The sequence below is a fragment of the Bacillus sp. FSL R10-2201 genome, from assembly GCF_038008665.1.
Lineage (GTDB): Bacteria > Bacillota > Bacilli > Bacillales > Bacillaceae_G > Bacillus_A > Bacillus_A mycoides.
In genome coordinates this window covers 835,708-848,135 of sequence record NZ_JBBOZP010000001.1, presented here as the reverse complement: position 1 = coordinate 848,135, position 12,428 = coordinate 835,708, and the positions used below count along the sequence as shown (strand labels likewise).

The window sequence follows — 12,428 nt, the reverse complement described above, 5'->3', positions numbered from 1 at the left end:
AACTGCATACCATAACTGTACCTTCATTCACTCACGTACTCTTTTCCAATTGGTTCACACTATTCGCAGTTATGGAGATGAAAAATGGGGGGAGAGTCCAAAGTGAAGTCATTATTACGAAAAAAAGCGCTTAGTACTGAATCACCACGGCAGCTAGATCGAACATTAACGGCACTCGATTTAACGTTTTTAGGAATCGGCGCCGTAATTGGGACAGGGATTTTTGTATTAACAGGTATTGTAGCGGCGAAACATTCTGGTCCTGGTATTATGCTATCATTCCTTATTGCTGCATTTACTTGTGCTTGTGTAGCCTTTTGTTATGCCGAATTCGCTTCTTCTATACCAGTCTCAGGAAGTGTTTACACTTATGCATACATGACCGTCGGAGAAGTTGTCGCCTTCATCGTTGGTTGGTGTTTAATGCTCGAATATTTACTCGCAGTTGCAGCGGTAGCTGTTGGCTGGTCTGGATATTTACAATCATTGCTTCAAGGGTTCAATATACACCTTCCCGCCATTATTTCCTCGGCCCCCGGAACGGGAAAAGGTGGTCTCATTGATTTACCCGCTGTTTGTATTTTACTTCTCATTACTGGTCTTTTAAGTTTTGGTATACGCGAAAGCGCACGCATTAATAATATTATGGTCCTTATAAAATTAGCAGTTATTATCGCCTTTATCGTAGCAGGCGCAAAATATGTAAAACCTGAAAATTGGACACCGTTCATTCCATTCGGGTACGACGGTATTATTACTGGCGCTGCCACTGTCTTCTTCGCCTTTTTAGGTTTTGATGCAATCGCAACTGCGGCAGAAGAAACGAAAAAACCGCAGCGTGATTTACCAATTGGCATTATCGGTTCCCTTCTTATTTGTACAGTTTTATACATGATCGTATCTTTCGTTTTAACAGGTATGGTTCCTTATACGCAATTAGACGTTTCTGACCCTGTTGCATTTGCACTACATTTCGTTGGCGAAGATACTATTGCAGGGCTACTTGCAGTTGGTGCGATGACAGGAATGACAACCGTTCTTTTAGTCGTTATGTATGGACAAGTTCGTGTTTCTTATGCAATGAGCCGAGACGGCTTACTCCCAAAAGCGTTATCACGCGTAAATAAAAAAGTTAAAATCCCTTTACTAAACACATGGATTACTGGGGTATTTGCAGCTTTATTAGCAGGACTTTTAGACCTACATTTACTAGCGAATTTAGTAAACATCGGTACGTTAACAGCCTTCGCATTCGTTTGCTTTGCTGTACTTATTTTACGGAAAACTCATCCTGACTTAAAACGCGGATTCCGTACACCTTTCGTACCTGTATTGCCAGTTGTCGCGATTCTTTGCTGTTTATATTTAATGATCAATTTGTCTACAACGACATGGATTAGCTTTGCAGTTTGGCTTATAGTCGGCTTATGCTTCTATTTCTTCTACTCTAGAAAACATAGTCATTTAGCTACTGAAAAAACAAATGATGAGACGAAAAAAGCATAACAAAATAGCTCGCCGATGAAACGGCGAGCTATTTTCATGTTTTATCCCGATTGGTGAGGGCTAATAATCAATGGGGGATGAACACCCCCCACTGATTAAAGTTTCACCTTATTATATTTTTGCGTTAACGATTGTAAAATGGTGAATATACAGATGCAAGCTGTAAATCATGCCCAATTCCCTATCAGTGTAGCGTATTAAAAAACTCCAATACCTACAAATAATAGGAAAATAATGACCTGATATATGAGCTTCTACTTTTGCATAGCCTCCCCCTTTACTTCGTCTCCTTCTTTTTTTTCTTCCACGCATTTACACTATCAAAGAAGAAATTAATAAATAACGTGCCTAAACCCGCTAATAAAAATGTCATTAAAAATAGAACCCATATACTTTTCTCTTTTAAGAAATAATATCCTACAAGGAGCACAACCGCGATCCATACATATTCAAGAATTCTTTTTATCTTTTTCTGTTCCAAATTATTCGCTCCCTTTTTCCATGCTATTTTTAGTATAACAAAAAAGAAGCCTATCATGATAAGCTTCTTTTCTTCTACCTTATTTGTTTATGCTTTTCTCAACAAGTGAAATCGCATGCTCTATCGTACGATTCATCGTTTCTACCTGTGCATCTTTTACTTTCACATCTTTTAACACAGTTTCTGCAACTGTAATTTTTTGACTCAATGATTTCACTGAACCATCCGTTACGTTTGCAGATTGGGCTTTCTTCACTAAAGCTTTGGCTGATTCAATATTGATTTGTAATTTTTCTTTCGGTGTTTTTGGTTGTTCTTCTGCCACTTTTGATTGTACGAATGTTTGGTTTGCTGTTTTTAATTCATTATACATTTGAACAACTTGCTCACCTGTACTTGTCATATTCCCAAACACTTTCTTAGCATTGTCATAGTTTTTTTGTAATTCTTTGAAAGCTTCTTGTGAATATTGGCCTGGTTTTTCACCAAATTCATAAGTACCTGCCAATACTTCTTTCACTTTTCCAATCTCTTCATATAACGTATTTACTTGCTCTAATTTTGTACGATTAGAAAACTCGTTATACGCTGCTACTACTTCTGAAGAACTTAATGCTTTACTATATAATTTTGCTAACGCAATTTGTCCATTTAACGGAATACCCCCATTTCCGTTGCTGTCTGGATCTGCACCAAGTGCAAATGGTACGTTCGGGTGATATACTTTCCCTTGAGCCGGCTGACTATTTACTTTTTTACCATCTACATAAATTGCTACTTCACTTCCGTTATACGTTCCTGTTAAATGATACGTTTTGTTTGCTGCTAATTGAACGCCAACACGTTTATAGCTTCCGCCAATATGAGCCCATAATTCTACATATCCATTTCCTGTAGATTCAAAACCAATTCCGCCGCTCTCTGTATTTTGTAAAATTCCTTGTCCACGAATTTCATTCATCGAAAATACAGTTTCTAACGTAAATGAATTTGCTACTTTTTCTTTTTGTGCTGCTGAAAATGGAAGATAACCAAATGTATTTGCTTTTCCATTTAATTTCATTACATTTGTTTTCAACGCTTTATCATATTCAATAGTCACATTGCCCTTAACATCACCTTTTGTACCAAATGATGAACTGTCTTTAAATGTACCATCTGCAAAGTTTACATCAAAAACATCTGCCTTTGGTATTTTCACATTCGGGTCAATATTATCTTTTTTCGTAGTAATTTCTGCCGTTAATGGTTGTACACTTTCATTGCCAAATGAATCAATCGCAACAACTTCAAGTGTATATGTTTTCCCGCCATCTAGTCCTGCAAGTGTAAATGTCAGTTCTTTCGGCACTGGATCTCGATAAAACTCTGAGAATGCTAATAGCTTATTTTTAATCTCACCTGTTTGTTTATCCTTTGCTTGCAAGCGATAAGAATGAACAAGAAGGTTGTCCAATGCTTGCGGGAATGTTACTGTTGCCGCATTTTCCGTTACATTTGATACAGCAAGCTTTGCATCCTTCGCAAAGTATGGCTTTTCTTTATCACGATCTTCTCCATAGTTGAATCCTTCTTTTTTCGTTGGTAATTTAATTTTCCAAGGCTCACCTGTCCAAGAGTTTGTATGGAAATCACGGCGATTAATTGTTACCTCTTTGTCATCTACCTCTACCAATAAACCTTGGCTTAATGTACTAGCTCCTGGCGGGATATTCCCTTGTACTTTACCGCCTTCAACTTCCATATAGCTTACAGAAGATGTTCCAACAGACGTAAAATCTTTTTGATGAATCGATCTTGGATCATCTAACGGATAATGTGAATGACCTGAAAACGTAATTACTTGTGGGTATTCTTTTAATACCGCATTAATTTTCGCACTATCTTTCGTTCCCCATTCTTGGCTACCGTACACTGTATCTTTAATATGTTGATGTAAAAACACAAAAATCGGTTTTTCTGGATCATCTTTTTGTGCCTTTGCCATTTCTTCTTTTAACCAATTAATTTGCTTGTCCGAATAATAGCCATGTGTTGTCCCATCCTCTGGAGACATAACAAGGAAATGATACCCTTTTACCACCTTATGATAATAAACCGATTCCATTCCTGTCTTTTCTAAGAAACGCTTCTGTGCTCCCTCTACAGATAAGCCGTTCCAATAATCATGATTACCTAGAGAATTCATTCGTACCGCATCTTTATTTGCATTTTCGTTATACACTTGCATGAAACGATCATATTGCTTTACTAAACCCGAATCAGTAAAATCACCTACAATGACAAACGCATCTTGCTTTGGTGCAAGCGTATTAAATTGCTCAATCGCTCTTTTCCAGCGGAACGTATCATCTGTTCCACTATCTTTAATATGCACATCACTTACAACTGGGAAAACGATTTTCTTCTCACTTGGTGCCTTTTCTTGCTTTTTCTCTTCCGCTTTAACCGACGTACTCCACGGTAATGATACAAATGCCAATACAAACACCATTAATAATCCAATAAGACCTTTTACTTTTCGTAAAGCAGTTCTTTCCACGTGAATCCTCCTCATAATAATTGATTCATTACAAGGGCTATTTTATCTTAAACATATTAATATCGTTTAAATAACAAATGAATTTTATTAGATTTTTGTAAATATACAGTTAATTAAGTATTAAGTCCAACATTACTCGTACTATTGTATACAACCACCTTTTGTCTAAAAGAGTCTGATCATTCTTTTCCCATGTCTATTCACATATAATCTTTTCTATAACATTAATGATAAGTTAAGCTGTAAGCCTATTAGACAATCTTAATTTTAAAAATTTTCTTCTTTTCTTAACACATCGGCCATGCTTCTACATTTAATAGTAGTAAAAGACAACTTAAAAAGGAGGGGTTGTATTGAAGAACAAAAAAAATATTGGCTGTTTCGCTCCTTTATCTATCATTTGTCCAGACCCTTGTCCACCGCCCCCTCCTCCAAATCCAAGTTGTGAGCGAGTAACAAATGAATTTGCAGGGAATTTCCTCATAACTAATGACACCATTCCCTCTACCAAAGATGCACTACAATCAATGATACTGTGGCAAAGTGATGGGATACTGCTTATATCAGGTACTGTCTCGGTTTACAATAGTACTAGCAGCACTGAAGCAATTACAATTCAAATCATTGGAGCAGTAACCAATATTTTCACTGTGTTTCCTGGCAATACAATATCTTACACAGGTAAAGATTTAAAATCCGTTAGTATTATTAATATACAAAATAATCCTTCACTATATTTAGAAGGCAAGTACTGTTGCCAATTTACATGTTGCTTATAAAATAAATATTTCATTACTCCCTCTATTCAAAAAAGCATACCATTTAAGGTATGCCTTTTTATGAAATTGAGTAACGTACTGTAATACAAAACTCTCCTTGATTAACAGTCGTTCCCGTCGTTGTAATTCGAACAGTAGTAAAGTGCCTCACTGTGAAAGTACCACTACTTTGCGGTTGTACAGTAATCGTATCGACTACTGTAGCACCTACTAAAAAATCCACTGTAATCGGATTTGCACCTGTATCATATTTTACATAACCTGAACCGTATATTTCTTGTGTAAGATTATTCGTATAGACAATTTGAGTACCCGCACCTGTAATTGACCAGTCTGCACATACTTGATCTTGCACAAGCGTTTTATTAGAACAACAAGACAAACTGGAACTTCTCATTCCCATTTCAACCCTCTCCTATTCTTCTACGAAAGTGAATAGCGTGTCGTAATACAAAATTCTCCCTGATACGTTCCAGCAGGTGTTGCAGGTAACACAACTTGTATACTATCAAAGCGGCGATACGTAAAAGCAATACTCGTTCCTGGGTTTAATGTTTGTGTATCAATTGTAGCCCCAGCAGAATCAAGTGCTTCTACAGTAATCGGGCCTGGTCCAACATCATATTTAACAAAACCAGTACCAATTACGTTTTGGTTAATATTATTTGTATAGAGAACATTATCAATTGCTGTTGCAACTACAGTAGCAGACCACGGACTACACACTTTATCTTGCACATAATTTTTATCTGGACAGCAAGTTAATGCTGACCCTGAGCACTCACAAGACATAGTTGTTTCCCCTCTCTCTTTTATATTCCCTATATGTGTATGTCCTTCAGAGTCTTTTGCCTGTACTATTCATCTATTTCCAAAAATAAGCACATCATAATTTAAAGTAAAACTCCCACCTCAATACTTTGCTTTACAGCTAAGTTTTGAGGTGGGAATCTTACTGCCCGTTAATGCGAAATAAACTAAATAGATTCAGTTTTGTTTCGTTTTTTCATAAATTTATAGATAAAGATACTAGCCACGATAAGAAGAACGCCTCCTAATATCGGTAACATATATTGTCCAACAACGCCCGCCGCTTTTTCCCAATGCGGACCTAATTTCATTCCAAAATAAATATACAAAGTCGTTAATGGGAACATTGCTACAAATGTATATATGCTAAATTTCCATATGTTCATTTTTGCCATACCACACGGTACAGAAATAAGTGTTCGAACTCCTGGTACGAAGCGTCCAACAAATGCCACAACTGGACCATACTTCGCAAAGAAATCATCTGCTTTTTGAATTTGTTCTTCTTTAATAAAGAAGTATTTCCCGTATTTTATTAATAGAGGGCGACCACCGTAATAACCGAGTGCATATAACGTTAACGGTCCTGTAGTTCCGCCAAGTGTCCCTGCTAATACAGCTAGCCAAAAATTCATATCTCCCTCATATACCCAATACCCAACCATGGGCAAAACTACTTCTGCTGGAATAAATTCAAACGTTAATGCTAACACAACTCCAAAATAAGAAAACTGCTTTAAAAACTCGATTATATCTAAAATAATTTGCTCCATATTTTCAACTCCTATCCTACGTTTACGTTATGCTTTTCTTGTAATTGCACTGGCGCCATCTTTACAATTCGATTCAAAATAAATAACACAATTCCAATATCATCTAAAATACCAATAAACGGTAGGAAGTCTGGAATTAAATCGAGCGGCATCGCTACATAACCAACTAAAAAAGCAATAGATAAAATTTTCTTCTTTATTGAAACCTCTTTTGAAGTAAAAAAGTCAAATAGGAATGGAACAAAACGGCGGACATGGAATACAACTCTTAATCTACTAAAAAGTTTTTTCATTTTCTAGCTCCTCTCTTTGTATACAAAAAGGACCCTACCAAATATGGTAAGGGTCCTAAAAAAGACAATAAGGGGCCTTTACCATTGCTGGTAAAGGTCTCACTAACAACGAAACGTTGCCAATAAAGCCGAGGGTTTCTCCCTGTAATGACGACTTTACTGTAATAAGTTACTCCCCTTTAGATACACAATTTTATACAATCACATTAAGATATTTGGAGGGGCTTGTCAATATTTTTTTCATAATGAAACCTGTTCACATACTTCTATCACTGTTAAAATTTGTCTGCTTGATCTTCCCTACAATCTATTTTTAAAGCGGATTACATTTCGGTATCTCTAACCCTGAGGATTGTGCTAACTTCAATAAATAGTAACACTCCTCCCTCGCCATATGATCCGCCATCCTGGCTGATAATGAACTTAATATTTGCTCAGACAACTCTAATTCTTCTACTTCTCGAAGGAAATGCGAGAATAACTTTAGCTCTAGTGAAACGTCTTTTGTAAACTTCTTCAAAGCTGGAAAATGTTTCAGTTCTGCCCGTAAATAACCTGTCATTTCAACTGCTTTTAAATAAAATTGTTCAAAATGTTTAGCAAACAAATCACTTTTCTCCTTCAATCCTTTTTCCACAACATCTAATCCGCCTGAAATAGAACCAGCATGCCCTGCTGCATCCGTTAACCACGCGAGATGATAGTGTAGTTCATGAAAAACGGGCGGGACTTCTCCCCTCCCTAAGTATTCTAATACTGTTATATATTCCTCCACTTCATTTACCATATGATTAATAAAAGTCGGAGTAAAATGAATCACAATTTTACCTTCCAATTGCTTTTGTATAATATTTAATTTAAATGCTCGAATCTCCTCTGCAGCTTGTTCTGCATCTTTTGAAAATGCAATAAAATTTACAGTATGAATTTCATTTAAAAAGTTCGTGAATTTTTCTACAAAATAGGTGGCTTTCTGTATATCTTCTTTCTCCTGTGGAGCTAAAGCATCTAGTAAAAACTGAGCATGATCCCCGAGAACTTTGAGCCAAAATTTATGTTCAAACAGTGCGCTTTCTTCATACATTCTATCCACGCTATCCCCCCTATGGTTACTCATGCCTCTGATGAAATTTGAAGCTTATAGCAATCTGGATCATAAAGAGTAATTACCACCCCATCCGCATGCTGTTCTTCCGCAAAAGATATTTTGTAAAACTGTAATTTTCTCTTTACTTTTTCCATATCAGAAATTGAAAAGGTTATTAATTCACACGAAGAATTAGCAACCTTCTCACGCCCTCGTAAATTCCGATTTACTACAAAACAAATTCTCGTTAAACCAACGTCATACCAAACACCTGTTACATGTAGTTGAGGTCTCTCCTTGCTTGGTTTAAAGCCTAAAATCCCTTCATAAAAATACAATGTTTCCTTTAAATTTTTTGATTCTAATACGATACATGTTGTAATGCCTTCCATCCTCAACTCCCCCTGTCTCTATTAGTTTTTTATATGAGTCATAAATGACAATTATGTACGAATACAATACATAATAATGGATATTTCATTTATAAAGGAGGGTTGTAACATGGATAAATTCATGAAATCCTACATACCTTATCATGGTCCAAACGATCCTTGTCCTCCAATTGGAAAGAAATATTACTCAACTCCCCCGCACTTATATATGGGTTTTCAACCAACTAATTTACCCCAATTCACACCAAAAGAAGCTTTAAGAAAAGGGACTTTATGGCCTGCTTTTTATGATTATTATGAAAATCCTTACAAAAAAGGAAGGTGAATAAAAACGTGACACAAACATTGCCTGATGAATATTACAAATGGATTGAAGAACTGCAAGAATTAGACTTTGTATTAGTTGAACTTACTCTCTATTTAGATACGCATCCCGACGATACTGCAGCTATAAATCAATTCAACGATTTTTCTTATAAACGAAGAGTATTAAAACAAAAAATTGAAGAAAGATACGGACCACTTCAGCAGTTTGGAAACAGTTATTCTAACGCCCCATGGGAATGGAGCAAAGGACCGTGGCCATGGCAAATATAAAGGAGAGAAACTATGTGGATTTATGAAAAAAAATTACAATATCCTGTTAAAGTGAGTACTTGTAATCCAGCACTCGCAAAATTATTAGTTGAACAGTACGGTGGTGCGGACGGCGAACTGGCTGCTGCTCTTCGCTACTTAAATCAACGTTATACAATTCCTGATAAAGTCGTTGGCTTACTAACCGATATTGGTACAGAAGAGTTCGCACATTTAGAAATGATTGCTACAATGATTTATAAATTAACAAAAGATGCAACACCTGAACAAATGAAAGCTGCCGGATTAGACGCGCATTATGCGAATCATGATAGCGCCTTGTTTTACCATAATGCAGGTGGTGTTCCTTTTACTGCCACTTACATTCAAGCGAAAGGAGATCCTATCGCAGATTTATACGAGGATATTGCAGCTGAAGAAAAAGCACGAGCGACTTATCAATGGCTAATTGATTTATCAGACGATCCCGATATAAATGATAGCTTACGCTTTTTACGCGAACGAGAAATTGTCCATTCTCAACGTTTCCGAGAGGCTGTAGAAATTTTAAAAGAAGAACGTGATAGGCAAATTTATTTTTAATACACATATCCTAGCGATATGTGTTTTTTTACGTTATAAGTGAAATTCTTCCTGCATTAACATATAAATAGTATATTTATTCAATTTTACGCATTATTTTAAAATATTTTTAAAATTCCCTCTTGCTTTCTAGTCATCAGACCTTTAAAATAATAACAGTCAATCGACAAATTATTTGAATTTTCGACAAAAAAACGCTCATTAGGAGGCTTTTCTTTATATGCGTACAACTTTAAAACCAGCGCAAATACTTTCGATTAGTTTATTACTATTCGCAGTTTTCTTCGGTGCTGGTAATATGATTTTCCCGCCTCTTCTCGGTCTTTCTTCCGGAGAAAATATGTGGGTTTCCATTACAGGATTTATTATTACAGATGTCGGTTTATCTTTACTAGCTATCGTCGCTGTTGCCCTTGCTGGTGGTAGTTTTAATACTTTAGCGAGCCGTGTTCACCCAAAATTCGCAGCAGTATTCGCTATCATTATTTATCTTTCCATCGGCCCACTATTTGTTATTCCACGAACTGGAACTGTATCTTATGAAATTGGGATTGCACCACTTTTCCCAGATCAATGGTACTCTATGTTAGTTTTTAGTGCGATTTTCTTTATAGTCGTCTACTTCTTATCGTTAAATCCATCCAAATTAGTAGATCATATCGGAAAAATATTAACGCCAATTTTGCTTGGAATTATTGCAATTATGGCAACAAAAGCGATTCTTTCACCAGGATCATTTGCAGAACCTGTTGGTGACTATAAAGAAATTCCATTTTTCAAAGGATTTCTTGAAGGCTTTTTAACATTAGATGCAATCGGAGCACTCGTATTATCAACGATTGTTGTAAATGCAATTCGTCAAAACGGGATACAAGATAAGAAATCCATTGCGAAATATACAATTATTTGCGGAAGCATTGCGGCTCTTTTCTTAACAATTGTTTACTTCTTACTCGGTTATATCGGCGCTTCAAACGGAAACTTAGGACAATTTGAAAATGGCGGTCAACTATTAGCAACTATTATGTATCAATTTTTTGGGACAAGCGGTAATGTTTTATTAAGTATCGCAATTATCTTTGCTTGTTTAACGACTGCAATCGGTGTTGTAAGTGCATTCGCCAACTATTTCACAACAGTATTAACAAATGTTTCATATAAGAAGCTTGTACTATACGTTTGTATTTTTAGCTTCGTTATTTCAAACTTAGGATTAAGTTTATTAATCAAAATTACATTACCTGTATTAATTATTTTATATCCAATTACAATCATTTTAATTTCCGTATCCTTTATTGATAAATATACGAAACGTAAACCTTCTGTCTATATCGGAGCGATGATTGCAGCATTCCTTATTAGCTGTATTCATGCACTTGATAATGTGGGAATGATACCAAGTTTTATCGCTAATATCGTACACACAATTCCTTTTTACAACTTAGGAATCGGCTGGATCGTTCCAGCAATAATTGGTGGTATAATCGGATACTTTATTCCTCAAACAGCAGCTGAAGGTGAAGTTTCTACAAAATAAAGAAAAGAAGCAAGCATTGATTATGCTTGCTTCTTCTTTATTTTCAAATCGTATGTTTAAAAGTAAATAATTCTTCTTTTGACTGCACAGCAGGTTGTTCCTTTTCTACATCTGTCTTCTTTATCACTCCGCCTAACCTTACTTTCATCATCGCTTCTTCTATGCTTTTTACAATCATATTTCCTGAAAAAATAGTAAGTCCAAAAAATGTAATTGGGACGAGAGGAATCCATGGATGCACTGTTAAAGATCTAAAGTATACTCCAATTAAACCTGACCATTCATGCGTGTAAGAGTCTATTTCTTCTACCGGTCCTAAAAACTTAACAGTTCCGCCAAAGAATACTTCCAGTAACCCTAAGTGGAGTAAAATAGTAAGAGTCTGCGTAAATTGCTGAAGAAATACAAGTATAAACGTCATATAGAGATGTGGAAAAAGATGCTTTATAACAATGTGTCTTCTTGATCCACCTAATATACACGCAGCCTCAATGAATTCTTCGGTTCTCAATTTACGAACTTCCTTCGCAACATACAGTGCAATAACTGGCATCACAAGCATTACAAGTAATACAACTTGAAACGAAGCCCTTTCAAAAAAAGTTGTTGTTTCCTCTCCACTTCCAAAGGTATTCACAGATTGGAGAAAGAAATACGCAATCATAACTGTTGGAATAACTGTAAAACTATCAAAAAAAGCCTCGATTTTTGAAAACCCTCTTTTTATGTACGTTCCGAGTACAACACCAAAAAATACACCTATTACCATTCTAAGTGCCGCAATTAAAATAGATATACCAATCGTCCACTTCGCGCCTTCAATGACTAAATGTAACAGGTCATATCCTTTCCGGTCTGTCCCGAGTAAAAATTGTAATGAAGGTGAAAACGGTGGTACTTCTGGATTTCCATCCGCATCATATTGCAGTGTAACTTGTCTAATGTGCCCACCATTCCATATCGTATTTCCGATGCTCAAAAGAACTAATATGAGAAGAAACCCAATGCTTATCCAAAATCTTTTATCGCGTTTTATATACGTCCACATA

The 12,428-nt window shown here is 36.0% G+C and carries 15 protein-coding genes and 1 pseudogene; 6 read left to right on the top strand and 10 right to left on the bottom strand.

What is annotated here, in order from left to right:
* The first annotated feature begins 84 nt into the window (after positions 1-84).
* Positions 85-1,506: an amino acid permease gene (locus NSQ69_RS04340; RefSeq protein ID WP_002125450.1), complete on the top strand. Its 1,422-nt coding sequence runs from the start codon at positions 85-87 to the stop codon at positions 1,504-1,506.
* Positions 1,507-1,601: 95 nt separating this feature from the next.
* Here the strand turns inward: NSQ69_RS04340 and NSQ69_RS04335 are convergent.
* The 3 genes and pseudogenes from NSQ69_RS04335 to NSQ69_RS04325 form a co-directional block, all read right to left on the bottom strand.
* A pseudogene (locus NSQ69_RS04335) lies at positions 1,602-1,754 on the bottom strand (RpiR family transcriptional regulator).
* A gap of 29 nt (positions 1,755-1,783) precedes the next feature.
* Entirely contained in the window at positions 1,784-1,987 is a 204-nt protein-coding gene (locus tag NSQ69_RS04330) for a hypothetical protein (RefSeq protein WP_002169093.1), read from the bottom strand.
* 79 nt (positions 1,988-2,066) lie between these two features.
* On the bottom strand, positions 2,067-4,529 hold the full coding sequence (locus tag NSQ69_RS04325) for an FN3 and LamG domain-containing metallophosphoesterase family protein (RefSeq protein WP_341098956.1): 2,463 nt from the start codon (positions 4,527-4,529) through the stop codon (positions 2,067-2,069).
* A 353-nt stretch (positions 4,530-4,882) separates the two neighbouring features.
* On the opposite strand from NSQ69_RS04325, the gene NSQ69_RS04320 reads away from it, so the two are divergent.
* The gene (locus tag NSQ69_RS04320) at positions 4,883-5,308 is read left to right on the top strand and encodes an S-Ena type endospore appendage (protein ID WP_088046056.1); all 426 of its coding nucleotides are present in this window, start codon (positions 4,883-4,885) and stop codon (positions 5,306-5,308) included.
* A 58-nt stretch (positions 5,309-5,366) separates the two neighbouring features.
* On the opposite strand, the gene NSQ69_RS04315 is transcribed toward NSQ69_RS04320, so the two are convergent.
* The 6 genes from NSQ69_RS04315 to NSQ69_RS04290 form a co-directional block, all read right to left on the bottom strand.
* Positions 5,367-5,711 (bottom strand): DUF3992 domain-containing protein, encoded by a 345-nt coding sequence (locus NSQ69_RS04315; protein WP_002169096.1) that lies wholly within the window; start codon positions 5,709-5,711, stop codon positions 5,367-5,369.
* 20 nt (positions 5,712-5,731) lie between these two features.
* Positions 5,732-6,100: a DUF3992 domain-containing protein gene (locus NSQ69_RS04310; protein ID WP_002116435.1), complete on the bottom strand. Its 369-nt coding sequence runs from the start codon at positions 6,098-6,100 to the stop codon at positions 5,732-5,734.
* Between the two features lie 185 nt (positions 6,101-6,285).
* Positions 6,286-6,891 (bottom strand): DedA family protein, encoded by a 606-nt coding sequence (locus NSQ69_RS04305; RefSeq protein ID WP_000435001.1) that lies wholly within the window; start codon positions 6,889-6,891, stop codon positions 6,286-6,288.
* 11 nt (positions 6,892-6,902) lie between these two features.
* Positions 6,903-7,184 carry a YkvA family protein gene (locus NSQ69_RS04300; RefSeq protein ID WP_002125440.1) on the bottom strand — a complete coding sequence of 94 codons (282 nt, stop codon included), beginning with the start codon at positions 7,182-7,184 and terminating at the stop codon, positions 6,903-6,905.
* Positions 7,185-7,497: 313 nt separating this feature from the next.
* A complete protein-coding gene (locus tag NSQ69_RS04295; RefSeq protein WP_000375642.1) occupies positions 7,498-8,277 on the bottom strand; it encodes a DUF2935 domain-containing protein in 780 nt (259 codons plus the stop codon).
* 20 nt (positions 8,278-8,297) lie between these two features.
* Positions 8,298-8,663 carry a VOC family protein gene (locus NSQ69_RS04290; protein WP_000398543.1) on the bottom strand — a complete coding sequence of 122 codons (366 nt, stop codon included), beginning with the start codon at positions 8,661-8,663 and terminating at the stop codon, positions 8,298-8,300.
* Positions 8,664-8,772: 109 nt separating this feature from the next.
* Between NSQ69_RS04290 and NSQ69_RS04285 the strand changes: the two genes are divergently transcribed.
* The 4 genes from NSQ69_RS04285 (at position 8,773) to brnQ2 (ending at position 11,379) form a co-directional block, all read left to right on the top strand.
* Positions 8,773-8,988: a spore coat associated protein CotJA gene (locus NSQ69_RS04285; RefSeq protein ID WP_000357172.1), complete on the top strand. Its 216-nt coding sequence runs from the start codon at positions 8,773-8,775 to the stop codon at positions 8,986-8,988.
* Between the two features lie 8 nt (positions 8,989-8,996).
* Entirely contained in the window at positions 8,997-9,260 is a 264-nt protein-coding gene (locus NSQ69_RS04280; RefSeq protein WP_000194952.1) for a spore coat protein CotJB, read from the top strand.
* Positions 9,261-9,272: 12 nt separating this feature from the next.
* Positions 9,273-9,842: a spore coat protein CotJC gene (gene cotJC / locus NSQ69_RS04275; RefSeq protein WP_002010774.1), complete on the top strand. Its 570-nt coding sequence runs from the start codon at positions 9,273-9,275 to the stop codon at positions 9,840-9,842.
* Positions 9,843-10,062: 220 nt separating this feature from the next.
* Positions 10,063-11,379 (top strand): branched-chain amino acid transport system II carrier protein BrnQ2, encoded by a 1,317-nt coding sequence (gene brnQ2 / locus NSQ69_RS04270; protein ID WP_002169098.1) that lies wholly within the window; start codon positions 10,063-10,065, stop codon positions 11,377-11,379.
* 43 nt (positions 11,380-11,422) lie between these two features.
* On the opposite strand, the gene NSQ69_RS04265 is transcribed toward brnQ2, so the two are convergent.
* Positions 11,423-12,427 (bottom strand): ABC transporter permease, encoded by a 1,005-nt coding sequence (locus NSQ69_RS04265; RefSeq protein ID WP_033729758.1) that lies wholly within the window; start codon positions 12,425-12,427, stop codon positions 11,423-11,425.
* Position 12,428 lies beyond the last annotated feature (1 nt).